Annotated in this window: 10 protein-coding genes; 7 read left to right on the top strand and 3 right to left on the bottom strand. The window is 58.9% G+C overall.

Annotation, left to right across the window (positions count from 1 at the left end; all coding sequences use genetic code 11):
* Positions 1 to 31: 31 nt before the first annotated feature.
* Positions 32 to 292 carry a DUF4242 domain-containing protein gene (locus LPU83_RS64970; protein WP_024317951.1) on the top strand — a complete coding sequence of 87 codons (261 nt, stop codon included), beginning with the start codon at positions 32 to 34 and terminating at the stop codon, positions 290 to 292.
* A gap of 158 nt (positions 293 to 450) precedes the next feature.
* Here the strand turns inward: LPU83_RS64970 and LPU83_RS64965 are convergent, their stop codons facing one another.
* From LPU83_RS64965 to LPU83_RS74660, 3 genes are all read right to left on the bottom strand, one after another.
* Positions 451 to 1,467 (bottom strand): LacI family DNA-binding transcriptional regulator, encoded by a 1,017-nt coding sequence (locus LPU83_RS64965; RefSeq protein WP_024317950.1) that lies wholly within the window; start codon positions 1,465 to 1,467, stop codon positions 451 to 453.
* 639 nt (positions 1,468 to 2,106) lie between these two features.
* Entirely contained in the window at positions 2,107 to 2,817 is a 711-nt protein-coding gene (locus LPU83_RS64960) for a phytanoyl-CoA dioxygenase family protein (protein WP_231052122.1), read from the bottom strand.
* 830 nt (positions 2,818 to 3,647) lie between these two features.
* Complete coding sequence (locus LPU83_RS74660) at positions 3,648 to 4,061, bottom strand: hypothetical protein (RefSeq protein ID WP_231052121.1); 414 nt, start codon at positions 4,059 to 4,061, stop codon at positions 3,648 to 3,650.
* Between LPU83_RS74660 and LPU83_RS64955 the strand changes: the two genes are divergently transcribed.
* The 6 genes from LPU83_RS64955 to LPU83_RS64930 all read left to right on the top strand — a co-directional run bounded on the left by LPU83_RS64955 (position 4,060) and on the right by LPU83_RS64930 (position 15,072).
* On the top strand, positions 4,060 to 8,868 hold the full coding sequence (locus LPU83_RS64955; protein WP_231052120.1) for a DUF4082 domain-containing protein: 4,809 nt from the start codon (positions 4,060 to 4,062) through the stop codon (positions 8,866 to 8,868). The two genes, LPU83_RS74660 and LPU83_RS64955, sit on opposite strands and share 2 nt — an antisense overlap.
* Before the next feature lie 20 nt (positions 8,869 to 8,888).
* Positions 8,889 to 10,112: a GTP-binding protein gene (locus tag LPU83_RS64950; protein ID WP_024317947.1), complete on the top strand. Its 1,224-nt coding sequence runs from the start codon at positions 8,889 to 8,891 to the stop codon at positions 10,110 to 10,112.
* Between the two features lie 26 nt (positions 10,113 to 10,138).
* Positions 10,139 to 10,447, top strand: a complete 309-nt coding sequence (locus LPU83_RS64945) for a hypothetical protein (RefSeq protein ID WP_024317946.1) — start codon at positions 10,139 to 10,141, stop codon at positions 10,445 to 10,447.
* Positions 10,448 to 10,485: 38 nt separating this feature from the next.
* Positions 10,486 to 12,630 (top strand): peptidase domain-containing ABC transporter, encoded by a 2,145-nt coding sequence (locus LPU83_RS64940; RefSeq protein ID WP_024317945.1) that lies wholly within the window; start codon positions 10,486 to 10,488, stop codon positions 12,628 to 12,630.
* Entirely contained in the window at positions 12,627 to 14,033 is a 1,407-nt protein-coding gene (locus tag LPU83_RS64935; RefSeq protein ID WP_024317944.1) for an HlyD family type I secretion periplasmic adaptor subunit, read from the top strand. Before LPU83_RS64940 ends, LPU83_RS64935 begins: the two co-directional genes overlap by 4 nt.
* Before the next feature lie 145 nt (positions 14,034 to 14,178).
* Positions 14,179 to 15,072: a PaaX family transcriptional regulator C-terminal domain-containing protein gene (locus tag LPU83_RS64930; protein ID WP_024317943.1), complete on the top strand. Its 894-nt coding sequence runs from the start codon at positions 14,179 to 14,181 to the stop codon at positions 15,070 to 15,072.
* Positions 15,073 to 15,186: the final 114 nt, after the last annotated feature.

The following is a 15,186-nucleotide window of genomic DNA, read 5'->3' as shown; positions in this document are numbered from 1 at the left end:
TCGCTGCTTTTGGTGGGAAGAAGGTCTCGTCATGCCACGCTACATCATTGAAAGAAACTTTGCAGAGCAACTCGATTTATCGAAAGACGGGGTCGAGCAAATCAACCTGATCAACGATCAGGAAGGAGTGAAGTGGATTTTTTCCTTCCTCAGCGCGGACAGGAAAAAGACTTACTGCCTTTACGAGGCGCCCAATACGGAAGCCATTCTCGCCGCGGCCCGGAGGAACAATGTCCCGGCGGATGTAATCATTGAGGTTAGCGAGGAGATCGGTCCCAATATGTTTGCGTAGTGCTTCTTCGCCACGCACACTCTTGGCGCAAGGCGCTGCCGCGCATGCTGCCCAGTCGTAACAGGTCCAGAGAAATATTCGTCATATCGCAATGGCATACTGCGGGCCGCGAGCTCTCGCTGCGCTGCTGGCGATCTAGGTCCCCTAGATGATAACCACTAGCCGCCCCGAATCGAGCCCCGCCAAACCAGCTCGGCACGGAGTCTGATCGACTGCTCGGAAATGGTGTCGCCGTTTTCCGATTGCGGTTGCGAAAGCCACTCCACTGCCTTGGAAGCTATCGCTGAAACCGGCTGCGCGAAGGTCGTCAGGTCGTAGGACGACCATGAGGCCTGGTCGATATCGTCGAAGCCGGCAATGCATAGCTGGTCCGGCACCGATATCGAAAACTGGTGGCGGGCGGCGTCCATGAATCCGCAAGCCAGGAGGTCGGTTGCGCAAAAGACCGCGTCCGGGCGCTCGGTGCGCGTCAACATTCGCTGCGCCAGGACTTTCCCTGCTTCATAACCCGTCCAGCCATGGCGTTCGACGGAAACCTTGATTCCGAGCGCATTCGCTGCCGCGACAAATCCCTGTTCTCGAGCCATCAGGCTTGGTGTTCCAGCTTCCGAGTTGGCGAAGGCGAGCTTTCGGCATCCGGCCCTGACGAAAGCCGTAACCACACGTCCGGCCGCCTCGTCATCGTCGAGATTAATCCGCAAAGGACCGGGCTGTTCGTCATCGCGGTTGATGAGGACAAGCCGCTGTCCGCTGCGCAGACAGAGTTGCGCAATGGATTTGTCCGGCATTCCCGAGAGCATGATCGAGGCATCCGCGCGATAGCGGATCGCCTGGCGAAGGGCACGATCAACGCTGCCGTCCGAGCGATCCGTATTGATCAGCATGGCGACCTTGCCGGCGTTCTGAAGCAATAGTGTCAGTTCGCGCAGCAAAGCAGAACGATAGGGTGTTGCCACGTCCGACACGATGAGACAAACAATGCCGCTCTCATTGCGCATCAGACCGCGGGCGAGCTCATTGACGTGATAGCCGAGCGCTTCGGCGGCCTCGAGCACCTTGCGCCGGGTCTCCGTCGATACGCTTGCACCCGGCGTGAACGTCCGCGATACCGCCGATCGCGACACACCCGCCCTCTCGGCGACCTCCTGGGCGCTAGCAAACAGCTTTTCGGACACGCAGTTGGATCTCCGGTTTCGATGAATTTTGCACGTTGCTGCAAGAGCGTGCAAGCATCCCGGTCGACAGCGATATATGAAACTTTCAAGACAGACGCTGCTAGGGTCAGCTTCACGAGAGCCCGCATTTGCACGCGCTTGCAGTGTCGAATCGGTGACGCCGCTGATTGCGACATGAAGCAGGCTTGTGCAAAAACGGTCGAAAAGGGTGGCGTCAGAGCGACATTGTGAAAACGCGGCGGCTTGCGCCCGCGTTTGTCCTCGCCACAGAGATCACCGTCTATCGCAGCGGCCGCCGCGACGATCTCACGGGGGAATTCGCGTCTTTGGCAGCGACCTCTCGCGTCACAGCATGCCCCCTATCGGTTCTGCATGACTCGGGATCTGAAAAGTCCAGGGACCCCCATTGAGGCTGGGTCGGATTCAACATTGTCGATCACGAGGCTGTTGGCAAATTTGTTGATGGACGGTTCGCGCCATTGATCGACAGCCTGCAAGACCCGTGACCAATGGCTGGTCGTCGATCGTCAGGACCATTTCAGCGCTTGGCGGCAAACAGCGCGCTGTCGCATTGAGCAGGTGTTGCGATCGAATGCACCTGCTCATTAAGCGACTGGCCATGGCACAACCAGATGATGATCAGTTGATGAAGCGGATTGCCAGCATCAGCCGATCGCCAAGGGTGGGAGGAGATGCCCTGTGGAAGCAGGAGGTGTCCTGAACGAAGCCCGTGCCGGCAGGCCCCTCGATGGTGATTTCATTCTCCTGACCGTATTGTCTGTAGACCGCCTCCTGGCTTGCACGCGCCGACCCGAGCAGCATTCGCAACGGCTTGCGCTTGTGCGAGCGTTTCATCATCACGTGCGCTCCCGAATAGCGGTCCGTGTCGGTGATGTAGAAACTCGCATAAACGAAATTATAGCCCTCGACGTCGTAGTGATAGTCGATGACGCCATGTTTCAAGCGGCGTCGTTCCTCGTCGCTCATCGATGAGGCAAAGCTCCAATCCAGAATCGTCGTGATCTTTCTGGGCTCGTGACCGAGATACTTGCGAACGATTGAACGCAACACTGGATCATTGATGACCTTCTGCACTGCAGGGCATCGCGCAGGGTCTGATACGCCTCCAATCGGCATAGGTCTTCCGTCAGCAGCTACCCCGCCTGAGACATCAGAATAGCGAAAGGTCGGTCCTTTCGGATCATAGATCGCGTGCAAAGGCTCAGAGAGCGCGAAGGTCTTGATCTCGTCCACGATATGACCGGGCAGGTTCAAGCCAACGAAGACGGCTTCATCTCGGATGGTTTGAACAATATCGGCAATCTTTGCATCGCCAAAGAGGGTCGGCATCAGCCACTTGCCCATGCTTTTGCGCGGGGGCCTGAGAAATTCGACTGCGCCTCGACCTGAGCTGTATGCGACGCGAACGGTTCTGAAGCGTCCTAGTATATAAGCGAGATTTTTTTGTTTAATTCGTCTTGCAATGCTGGCGATACCCATTGCTTTATTCCTCCCTGGGACTCTCAACCCCCAGCCCCGACGCAATTTAATATGACTATTCATGTCTGGGAATTTATCAAAGCATCGTGAGTTGATGCCGAAAGAGGTATTTCGAGGTCAACTTTATGGCGTATGGAATGAGCTTTTCGCTCGCACCGGGAACTCTTCCTCGGCGGTTTGGGTGTGTGCGCAGGTGGTGCAAGATGTTCGAGCGGCCGTTCGCGGTTCATGACGCAAAAGCCGCAACGCTGCCCGACCGTCGCCACCCCGATGAGGCCTCCTGATCGACCTTGTCGTTGAAACTGTCCCCAATCAAATCTCTCGTTAAGGTAGATCCACTCACCCCTGATGCTCGCGACGGCGTGCGGCGCGATCGGTAGGCCGGGAGATAAGCGGCCCGTGAAAAGGAACGGATTTCAAAACGATACCAATCCTCTTCTGGCCACGGTTGGCCGCCGACATCCGGTAGGCCCCATCGCCTTATACACGCACCAATAAGCCTATCGGGGTATGCCCTGCGGTGCCGGATACTGCGGATTACTGTCGTTCTCTCTCGCCACAAACGTGACAGGATAGTGCCCGTGGACATGTGTCGCATTGCGATTGGGGGCGTTTGGAATGTTGAGGATCAGCATCAAAAACCGCGATTTTTTGAGCGCCTACGGTGGCACCTCGAGTGTTTACAGCGCAGCGACTGCGGGCAGTGCTCTCCTCGTGAACGCAACGATGGTTTCGTCGACTGGCGGCGACCGGCCGATTGCTGACTTGGGTGCAGTGGGATCGGTGAACGCCTCGCTGACGGGATCTCCGGCTGCGGCATTTCCCCTCCTGAATGGGGCGGCCGCGCAGCAAACGCCGCCGGCAGCAAATACCGTTTCTCCGGTCGACAGCAGTGCCATCTTCGCATTGGATGCCGCAACAACGCCAACAGCGAGCTCGACGGATGGTTCCCAGCCGGCAGCAAAGCCACGCACCGTCCTGCCACCCGACCCCGCCACCGCCATCGCCACAACGTCTCTGGACCCTGCTTTGTCGGACGCTCCCACTGCCTCGTTGGTCTCGGGCGTGAGTGATACGTCGAGTGCTCCGATCATGAAGTTCTCCTCGGCTGCAAGTGTTGACGCGACACGTGTTGACGCGACAAGTGAGGACACTTCATCTGCTTCGACGACGACGGCCACGGCCACAGCGACGACGGCTCCGCTGGCGCTTGTAACAACGGCGGCCGTCGCCGCCCCCGTCAACAAGATCGCCAAAGAAAACGAGAAACCGGGCGATCCGATCAGCGAGTGGGGCCTCGACGGCGACGGCGGCGGCACGATTCAGGGCTTTGCAACGGAAATCAGCACCAACATTGGCCAGACAGTCGACTTCAAGATCGCGACTGACTCGACCCACTACCGCATCGACATCTATCGTCTGGGCTATTACGGCGGCGATGGTGCACGCAAGGTTGCCTCGATCGATAAGTCACTGACGACGGCGCAGATACAGCCGCACCCCATCGTCGATATGTCGCTCGGCCTGATCGACTGTGGAAACTGGTCGGTCTCGGCGAGCTGGGAGATTCCGGCAGACGCCGTATCGGGCGTCTATATCGCCAAGCTGGTCCGCGAGGACGGCACGGAAGACGCAAGCATCATTCCATTCGTCGTGCGTGACGACGCCTCAACCAGTGACATCGTCTTCCAGACCTCTGATACGACCTGGCAGGCCTACAATGCATGGGGTGGGGCAAGCCTCTACTACGGGGAGGTTCCGGTCGATCCAGCAGATATGATCGGCTACCTGCCGCCCAATTGCAGTTGCGGCCTGACGGCAATCGGTCGTGCATCTGCCATCAGCTACAACCGTCCGATTATCACGAACACAAGCCCGACTGGCGGAACGTGGGATTACATTTTCGGCGCCGAACATTCTGCTATCCAGTGGCTTGAGCAGAACGGCTACGACGTATCCTACGTCTCCGGCGTCGATGCGGCCCGAAATGGCAATCTGCTCCTCAACCATCAAGCATATCTGTCGGTCGGACACGACGAGTACTGGTCTGCCGAGCAGCGTGCCAATGTCGAGGCTGCACGTGACAGCGGCGTCAATCTCGCCTTCTGGAGCGGCAACGAATGCTATTGGAAGGTGCGTTGGGAAAGCAGCATCGACGGCAACGGTCAAGCCTATCGCACGATGGTGTGCTACAAGGAGACCTGGGGAACGAGCAGCGATCCGAGTGACATCGGCACCGGCACATGGCGGGATCCACGCTATGCCGATCCCGGACAGCAGCCGGAGAACGCATTGACCGGTACCATGTTCACGGTCGACAGCTACCGCACCGACACCATTTCCATACCGTTCGACTATTCAAATCTTCGCTTCTGGCGCAACACGGACGTTGCCAACCTTCAGCCTGGCGAAACCTATAATCTCGTTCAGAACCTGCTTGGCTACGAATGGGATTCCGACGTCGAAAACGGGTTCAGACCGGACGGCCTGATCAACCTGTCACTCTCTTCGGTGGCGGTAAGCACTTATCTTCGTGACTATGGCACCAGCATTGGCGATGCTGTCGCAAACCACAGCCTGACAATGTACAGGGCCGAAAGCGGAGCCTTGGTATTCGGCGCCGGCACCGTCTTCTGGTCATGGGGACTAAACGACCAACACCAGGGTACGTCCACGCCAACCGACCCTAATGTCCAGCAAGCCATGGTCAACATGTTTGCAGATATGGGAATCCAGCCAACCACGCTGGACGCCAGCCTTATCCTCGCCACGCAATCAACCGACAGCGTCAAGCCAACATCGACGATCACGTCGCCAATCATTGGTGCGAGCTTCGTCGAAGGCCAGCATGTCACGATCACTGGCACCGCCCAGGACTTCGGCGGGGGCATCATCGCCGGCATCGAGGTTTCGACCGACGGTGGGACGCATTGGTTCAAGGCAACTGGCCGCGAAAACTGGAGCTACAACTGGGTCGTCCAGGCGAGCGGTACCTACACGATCATGTCACGTGCTGTGGATGACAGTGTCAACCTGGAGACGCCATCCTCCGGAAAGCAGGTTGCCGTAACCTTGCCCGACACAACGGGTCTTTGGACGCTGGCATCCAAACCTGTGCTCGAGACTGCGATCGACCGCGACGGTGTCGAACTCGGGCTCCGCTTCCAGTCCACCACGGGCGGCTACATTGAGGGGATCCGTTTCTACAAGGGCTTCTACAACGTCGGTGAGCATACGGTCAGTCTGTGGGACGCAAATGGTACGCTGCTTGCAACCGGTGTATCAACGGGCGAATCTCTTTCCGGCTGGCAAACAGTCATGTTCTCCTCGCCGATTCATATTTCGGCCGGAACGACCTATGTCGCCTCCTATCATAGCAATGGTTATTACTCTGTCACCGAGAACTACTTCACCTCGACCTACAGCAGCGGCGTACTGAAGGCAGTCGATGGCGGCAGCGCCTATGCATATGGCGCAACCAGCACTTTTCCGGGCAATAACGCTGGCGGATCCAACTACTGGGTTGACGTCGTGTTCGACGCCGGTCCAAACACTTCACCCGTTGCAACCGGCGATGGCGGCTTCACCATCTCGCGCAACGGCAGTTTGACATTGTCATTTGCCTCTCTTGTAGCAAACGATACCGATGCGAACGGCGATGCCCTGACGATCATTGGCGTCGGCAACGCAGTCAACGGAACGGTTGCTCTGGATACTCAAACTGGCAACGTCATCTTCACACCGAACGCGAACTACACCGGTCCGGCCAGCTTCAGCTACACGCTTTCCGATGGGCGGGGAGGAACGGACCAGGGAAGCGTAACCGTCTCTGTGGAGGAGATTGCGGCCGGTGTCTCGCTGTTTCAACCAAACGAAGGGCCAACCGGGCAAGCCTTTAGCGACAATTCCGCCATCGAGTTGGGCATGAAGTTTACGGCATCGAGCAGCGGTTCGCTCACCGGAATTCGATTCTACAAGGCGGCCGGCTCTACCGGCACTCATACTGGCTCCATCTGGAGCGCCGATGGCACGCTGCTGAGCACGGTAACGTTCACAAATGAGTCTTTAAGCGGCTGGCAGACTGCGCAGTTCTCCAATCCGCTCCAAATCCAGGCCGGGGTGACATATGTGGCGTCCTACCACGCGACCGGGACCTACGTTGCGACAGCGGGCTACTTCAACTCTGCGCATACCAATGGTGCTCTGACTGGCCTTTCGGCGACGGCAAGCGGCGGGAACGGTGTCTATTCCTATGGAACTGGCACGACTTTCCCAACGTCTAGCTATCAGGCATCCAATTACTGGGTCGATGTCGTATTCAACCAATCGACGGTGAATTCAGTGCCCGTTGCAGCTAATGACAACGGCTTCAACACATACGCAAATACGGCATTGTCAATCGCCTCGGCAGCTCTTCTAGCAAACGACAATGACCCGGACGGCGATCCACTGTCGATTACGGGCGTTGCGAATGGGGCAAACGGCACGGTCACCTTCGACAGCATCACGAATACGATTATGTTCACTCCGACGGCAGGCTACGTCGGAGCAGCAAACTTCTCCTACACTATTGCTGATGGCCGGGGTGGAACTGCCTCCGCAACGGTCAGCTTGACGGTTGGTCCGCAGCCAACGGGCACCGGTCTGTTTTCGTCGAACGACACACCGACCAATCTCGCGGAAAACGATCCAGGATCCGTCGAGCTCGGCGTCAAGTTCGTTGCCTCCGAACGAGGCGAGATCGCCGGCCTGCGCTACTATAAGAGCGCGCAGGATACAGGCACGCATGTCGGTTCGCTGTGGAGCAGCACGGGGGTCCTTCTGGCGTCGGCAACATTCACGAACGAAACAGCAAGCGGCTGGCAGTCGGTAACCTTCTCGCAGCCTGTCAGCATCTCGGCAGGCGTGACCTATGTGGCGAGCTATCACTCGAACGGCTTCTATGCTGCGACGCCAAACTATTTCGCCAGCAGCCATTCCAATGGCGCCCTGACGGCGCCGTCAAGCGGCAACGGTGTCTATGCCTACGGTACAGGCAGCCTGTTCCCGACTGCGACCTACAACGCAACAAACTACTGGGTGGACGTACTTTATCAAACGGCAACTCAAAACGCAGCGCCTCTGGCTGCGAACGACACAGGGATTTCCGGCGCAGCGAATACGCCGTTGACGATCCTTGCCTCAGCCTTACTCGCCAATGACAGCGATCCCGACGGCGACGCAATTTCCGTTACCGGCGTCGGCAATGCAGTGAACGGAACGGTGTCCTTCGACAGCCAGTCGAGCATGATCACATTTACACCGTCGACGGGCTACACCGGGTCTGCAAGCTTCTCCTACACAATCACCGACGCGAAGGGCGCAACGGCCACGGCGCAGGCATCCCTCGCCATTTCTAACCAGGGCAGCGAGCAGAACGTCTTTGCCGCCGGTACGACGCCTGCGATCATCTCGGTCAATGACAACAGCCCGGTCAATCTCGGCATGAAGTTCCAGTCGGATGCAGCAGGCTGGATCACCGGCATTCGTTTCTACAAGAGTGAGGAAAATACCGGAGCCCACACGGGCTATCTCTGGACGGCAAGCGGCACATTGCTTGCGAGTGCGACCTTCACCAATGAGAGCGCAAGCGGTTGGCAGTCCGTCAATCTCTCGCAACAGGTCGCAATCGATGCCGGCACGACATACGTCGTCTCCTACAGCACGAACGGCAATTATTCGGCAACGGGCAACTTCTTCAGTGACAGCACGACAAACGGCAATCTGCAGGCCATGTCGTCGGCGCTCAGTGGTGGCAACGGCGTCTATGGATACGGCTCCAGCGGGCTGTTTCCGACAAGCACATACAACAGCACCAATTACTATGTGGACGTGGCATTCAAGCAGCAGCTCGCAGCGTAATGGCGAGTGGGGGAGTATCAATGACAGGTGGCGACACGCGCCTCCCAGTAACGATTTTGGCGGGTTTCCTCGGCGCGGGAAAGACAACCATCCTCAACCATGTTTTGCGTAACCGGGAAGGACGCCGGGTCGCCGTGATCGTCAACGACATGAGCGAGATCAATATCGATGCCGAGCTCGTTCGTGATGGTGGCGCCAATCTGTCACGCACCAATGAAACGCTGGTCGAACTGACCAATGGGTGCATCTGTTGCACACTGCGCGACGATCTCTTGAGCGAAGTGCATCGGCTTGCTGGCGACGATCGCTTCGACTACCTGCTGATCGAGGGCACCGGCATCGCCGAACCTTTGCCGATCGCCGCCACATTCTCCTTTCGCGACGAAAATGGCAGTGCGCTCTGCGACGTTGCGCGGCTGGATACGATGGTTTCCGTCGTCGACGCAGCGAACCTGCTTGCAGACTACTCAAGCGCAGATTTCCTGAGTGATCGCGGGGAGACCCGCGACGCCGATGACGAACGGACACTCGTCGATCTCCTGGTGGAGCAGATCGAATTCGCCGATGTCGTCGTCATCAACAAGATCTCGGATGTCAGTTCCGAAACACGCGCGATGGTGCGCCAGATCGTTGCCGCGCTCAATCCCGATGCCCGCGTCATCGAAACGGACTTCGGCGATCTGCCGCTTTCCACCATTCTGGATACCGGTCTTTTCAGCGAAGCCAAGTCGGCCCGTCATCCGTATTGGCACAAGGAGCTCTACGGCTGGGGCGATCATGTCCCAGAAACCGAAGAGTACGGCATTTCGAGCTTCGTCTATCGCGCGCGCCGCCCCTTCGACCCCGCAGCGCTCGATCGCTTCCTCGCGCAGCGTTGGCCGGGCCTCATTCGCGCCAAGGGGCACTTCTGGCTGGCAACACGGCCGAGCGAAATCGGACTGCTTTCCATTGCCGGCACACAGCGGCGCACGGACACCAAGGGCTTCTGGTGGGCGAGCGTGTCCAAGGCACATTGGCCACGCTATCCGCAATTCCGCCAGTTGCTCGACCGTTATTGGGATGCGGTCTGGGGCGATCGCCGCCAGGAACTCGTTTTCATCGGCACAGGCCTTGATCAGCAGGCAATCAGCACCGCACTTAACGACTGCCTGATCGGAGAAGAGGCAAGCTTTGACCCCGATCTCGGCAGAAGTCTCACGGATCCGTTCCCGGCCTGGAAACACGCGCAGCATCACCATCCATGATCACTCATCAAAACGAGGAGACGACAATGAGCAATGAACTCTATGCAGACGGAATTGGCGAAATCACCGTCACCGGCACCATTGTGCGTATCGATCTGATGTCGCTGTCGGCCACCGAGCGCGATGCGAGCAACAACCCGAAGCCTGTCTTCCGCCAACGCATCATCATGCCGGTCGACGCTTTTGCGAACGCAGTCGACCTGATGCAGAAAGCACTGGGCGGACTTGTGGAAGCCGGGGCCGTGCGCCGTATCAACGATCTGCCATCAAGCCCGAAGGCTGAAATCATCCAGCCGTCTGGTGCGTCGGCAAACGCATCGCCGAACTTCAACTGACCTTCATCTGGTTTTCAACGCAGACGCTCGGGTGGGCCATGAGTACGTTTTTGCACACCAATCTACACTGCCTTGCACTTGTCGCGCGCCATCACGGCGTCGATCTGTCACCCGAACGCCTGCAGCACGACTATGCTGTCGACGAGCGGCCGGTGGAAGTCCGGCAGTTGCTGCGGATGGCCAAGGATGCCGGTCTTCGCGCCCGGCAGATTAGCCTCAACTGGTCGTCGCTACTCCAGTTGGGCGAGGCCTTCCCGGTTCTGGCCCAGCTTGAAAACAGCAACTGGGTCGTCATTGCCGGACCCGCGATGGGTGAGGAAGAAGCAAAGGTCAGGGTCCTCGACCCCTTGGCCGAGCGACCCGATTTCATTCTTCTGAACGAGGAGCAATTCACCAGATCCTGGCGTGGATCCGTGGTGATGCTAAAGCGGAACTACAGTCTGCATGATGCCGACCAGCCGTTCGGCTTCCGTTGGTTCATTCCCGAAATCATCAAGCAGCGCAGCTTCTTCCGCGACGTTGCGCTTGCGGCCATCGTCCTTTACGGGCTTGGCCTGACGACCCCGATCTTCTTCCAGCTCGTCATTGACAAGGTGCTGGTCCATCAAAGCTACGCAACGCTGACGGTCCTCACCGCCGGCATTGCCATTGCCCTTGTTTTCGATGCCGCGTTCAGCTTCCTGCGACGCTATCTGCTGCTCTATGCGACAAACCGGATCGATATCAGGGTCGCGACGCGGACCTTTGGACATCTGCTCAATCTTCCGATTGCACTCTTCGAACAGGCATCGGCGGGCGTTCTCGTCAAGCATATGCAGCAGACCGGCCGCATTCGCGAGTTCCTGACGGGGCGCCTCTTTCTGACGCTTCTCGACGGCGTGTCTTTGCTGGTCTTCATTCCGATCCTGCTTCTCTACAGCGTGAAGCTCACGCTCGTCGTCATGGGTTTTGCTGCCCTCGTCGGCCTCGTCGTCATGCTTCTTGTCGGCCCCTTCCAGCGCCGCCTGCAGGCGCTCTACAAGGCCGAAGGCGACCGGCAGGCTCTGCTCGTCGAAACGGTGCACGGCATGCGTACCGTCAAGTCACTGGCGCTCGAACCGCGTCAGCGCCGCGCCTGGGACGACTACTCGGCGCAATCGATATCCGTACGTTTCCGGGTCGAGAAGATTTCCACGGTCGCTCAGTCGATGACCGGGCTTCTCGAGAAACTGATGAGCGTCGCCATTATCGGGCTTGGCGCGCTCGACGTCTTCAGCGGCGCCATGACGATCGGCGCGCTGGTCGCATTCAACATGCTGGCTGGGCGGGTCTCGGGTCCGCTTGTCCAGATCGTGACGATGGTGCACGAGTACCAGGAGGTTGCGCTTTCGGTACGCATGCTCGGCGAGATCATGAACCAGCGCCCGGAGCAAGCCGGCCGCGGTCGCGGCATCCGCCCGCATCTTAGAGGCAACATCGAATTCGACAAGGTAACGTTCCGCTATGGGCCGGATGGGGCCCCTGCGCTCGACGACGTCTCCTTCAGCATTCCGGCCGGCTGCGTATTTGGCGTTGTTGGCAAGAGCGGTTCTGGCAAAACCACGATCACTCGCCTCATCCAGGGTCTTTATCAGAACCAGCAGGGCATCATTCGAATGGATGGTTATGACAGTCGGGAGATCGACCTCGTGCATCTGAGAACGAGCACCGGCGTCGTGCTGCAGGACAACTTCCTTTTCCGGGGCACCGTTCGCGAGAACATCGCGGCAGCAAAGCCCGACGCCAGCATCGAGGAGATCATGGAGGTCGCGCGTATCGCCGGCGCCGAAGAGTTCATCGAGCGGCTTCCACGCGGCTTCGACACCATGCTTGAGGAAAACGCCTCGAACCTATCCGGCGGGCAGAGGCAGCGCCTGGCTATCGCTCGGGCACTGATCACCGATCCGAAACTTCTGATCCTCGATGAGGCCACCAGCGCGCTTGACCCCGACAGCGAGACGATCATCCGCCAGAACCTCAGCCAGATCGCGGCTGGGCGAACGGTGGTCATTGTCTCGCACCGCCTCTCCACACTTGTCGATGCGGACGCCATCCTGGTCGTCGAACGCGGCAAGATCGCCGATATCGGCAGGCATGATCAACTCGTGACGCGCTGCATGACATACCGTCACCTGTGGTCACAGCAGATGAGGCAGGTAGCATGACCGCGCGCGCTGAAAAACCAAGAGAGAACCTGCCTGTTCCGACGACGGCCCCAGTCACGCAACCAGCACTCAGGCGCTCGTTGCCGGCCGCGATCGCGGAATTCCAGTCCGATGCTGTGGAGCTTGAAGAGCGGGCTCCTCCAAGGGTCGCCCGCATGACGCTCTACGGCATCACTGCGCTCATTACCGCGATCATTGTCTGGGCGTCCGTCTCGTCGATCGACGAGGTCGTTGTCGCGCCCGGCAAGCTGATTACGACGATGCCGACCATCGTGGTGCAACCGCTCGAGACGTCGATCATTCGAACGATCAATGTCACGGCCGGAGAGATCGTCAAGAAAGGCCAGGTGCTCGCCACGCTTGATGCGACGTTCAGCCAGTCTGACGTCGATCAGCAACGGGCAAAATTCATAGCGCTTGACGCCCAGGTGAAACGCCTGGAAGCCGAGCTTGCCGGCACGGACTACACCAAGACGGCGGGCTTATCGCGCGACGAACTGCTTCAGATGCAATTGTTCGGGCAGCGCCGCGCCTATTATGCGGCACAGTTGCAGAACTACGATCAGCAGATTGCCGCCCAGGCGGCGACGATTGCTTCAAGCCGGAACCAGGAGGCAGTTCTTGCGGATCGACGCAAAACGCTGTCACAGATCGAGGGCGCCAGGGAACGGCTGTATGATCGCGAGAGCGGGTCTCTGATTACGCTTCTGGGATCGCGTGATGCCCGTCTTGACGTGGAAACTACCCTTACGGCGGTCCAGGGCAAGGCTGATGAAGCCGAACACACCTTGTCCAAGCTCAAGGCCGACCGGCAGGCGTTCATCGAGGACTTCCGACGCGCCGCCATGGAGCAGCTTGTAGAGCTGCGTAGTCAGCGCGACACTGCCGCCGAGGAACTGAAGAAGATGGAGCTTCGGCGCGACATGGTGGTGTTGACCGCACCAGCCGATGCGGTCGTCCTTGACCTGGCGCAGCGCTCCGTCGGCTCGGTGGTTCGAGAGGCGGAGCCCATCGTGACGCTGGTTCCGCTCAATGTACCGCTGGAGGCCGAGGTCTCGGTCAACACGCGCGACATCGGCCGCATTACCACGGGCAAGGAAACGCGGATCAAGTTCGATGCGTACCCGTTCCAAAAATATGGCACCGCGTCTGGAACAGTGAGAACGGTCAGCCGCGATGCATTCACCCCGTCACAGCAGGAGGCAGCGAACCAAACGGCCGCCCCCTACTTCAAGGCACGCATACCGCTTGCAGACACAAGGCTGAAAGGTTCCGACGAGCCCGTGCGACTGCTTCCTGGCATGACGGTTTCCGCCGAGATCATGGTCGGCCGCCGCACGGTGATCTCATACTTCCTCTATCCGATACTGCGTGGGCTTGATAGCGCAATCCGGGAGCCGTGAGAGGATGGAATGATAAGATCGGCAGCAAGGCCTCCACCGTCCCGGAGCCTTGCAGCTCCGCATACTGCGGCTGCACGCCGTAAACGGGGGTGCAGCTACCCCTTTAATGTGATAGGCCGCGCCGGCACGTTCCAAGGAGGGTTCAGTGACGGCAGCGACCAATCAAGCAGACGTCCAGGCAAGGGAACTGATAGGAACCATTCTTGCCGAAAGTCCCCTCAAGGCAGCCGGTTTCATCGTGACGATCTACGGCGACGTCGTCGAACCGCGCGGTGGTGTGGCATGGATCGGCAACCTGATTGAAACCTGCGCCGACGTCGGCATCAGCGAAACCCTCGTCAGAACCGCCGTGTCGCGACTGGTCGCCTCGGGACAGCTTCTTGGTGAAAGGGAAGGACGGCGAAGCTACTATCGCCTATCCCAGTCTGCCGGGCGCGAGTTTGCCGCAGCCGCCATGGTGCTCTTCGAACCTTTCGAGGATCGCGGCTGGCAGTTCGTCCATATGACAGGCTTATCTGCCGACGAACAGATGCAGGCGCTCCAGCGCGCTGGCTTTGCGCGTCTTGGACCTCGCCTGGCAGTTGGACCTGCAGGGCCACTACCGGCAACGATTGCCGGCACGGTCTTTGGTGCCGAAACCGCGTCCGGTCAAAAGGCACTGGCGGCCTTCGTCGCGGATTATTGGGATCTTGCTCCGCACGCTGCTGCCTACCGGCAATTCCTCGCCCAATTTGAGCCGATCGCCCGATTCCTGGAATCTGACGCGCCGGCTGCGAAGACGTCCTTGGCGGTGCGGCTGCTTTTGACGCATCGCTTCCGCAGTGTCTTGCTGCATGATCCGAGACTACCCTCCCCCGCCTTGCCAAAGGATTGGCCCGGCCAGGATGCACGGCGACTCTTCGCTTGTCTTTATCGAAAACTCTCGCCCGCCGCCGACGCCCATGTGGCGCGCAACTTCGTCACGGCGGTCGGGCCGTTGGCGATAGCGACTGCCGCGACCGACCGTCGACTGACCGGCCTTTCCAAGCAGCGCGTCTAGCGCCCGAACCCGTCCTGACCTCTTGCCCAGGTGTTTGTGGTATACTCATCGGGCATAGCCGCAAACATCACAATTTTTGTCTAATTGTCTGTTGATATGTGACATGTGGCATGC

It is taken from the genome of Rhizobium favelukesii (genome assembly GCF_000577275.2).
GTDB classification, from domain to species: Bacteria; Pseudomonadota; Alphaproteobacteria; order Rhizobiales; family Rhizobiaceae; genus Rhizobium; species Rhizobium favelukesii.
The sequence above is the reverse complement of the archived record's forward strand: the minus strand, read 5'-3'. Positions and strand labels throughout refer to the sequence as shown.

What these genes read in the sequence shown, in the direction of transcription:
- LPU83_RS64950 (WP_024317947.1), top strand. Translation starts at nt 8,889, where the DNA reads ATGACAGGTGGCGACACGCGCCTCCCAGTAACGATTTTGGCGGGTTTC.
- LPU83_RS64970 (WP_024317951.1), top strand. Translation starts at nt 32, where the DNA reads ATGCCACGCTACATCATTGAAAGAAACTTTGCAGAGCAACTCGATTTA.
- LPU83_RS64945 (WP_024317946.1), top strand. Translation starts at nt 10,139, where the DNA reads ATGAGCAATGAACTCTATGCAGACGGAATTGGCGAAATCACCGTCACC.
- LPU83_RS64935 (WP_024317944.1), top strand. Translation starts at nt 12,627, where the DNA reads ATGACCGCGCGCGCTGAAAAACCAAGAGAGAACCTGCCTGTTCCGACG.
- LPU83_RS64955 (WP_231052120.1), top strand. Translation starts at nt 4,060, where the DNA reads ATGAAGTTCTCCTCGGCTGCAAGTGTTGACGCGACACGTGTTGACGCG.
- LPU83_RS74660 (WP_231052121.1), bottom strand. Translation starts at nt 4,061, where the DNA reads ATGATCGGAGCACTCGACGTATCACTCACGCCCGAGACCAACGAGGCA.
- LPU83_RS64960 (WP_231052122.1), bottom strand. Translation starts at nt 2,817, where the DNA reads ATGCCGACCCTCTTTGGCGATGCAAAGATTGCCGATATTGTTCAAACC.
- LPU83_RS64940 (WP_024317945.1), top strand. Translation starts at nt 10,486, where the DNA reads ATGAGTACGTTTTTGCACACCAATCTACACTGCCTTGCACTTGTCGCG.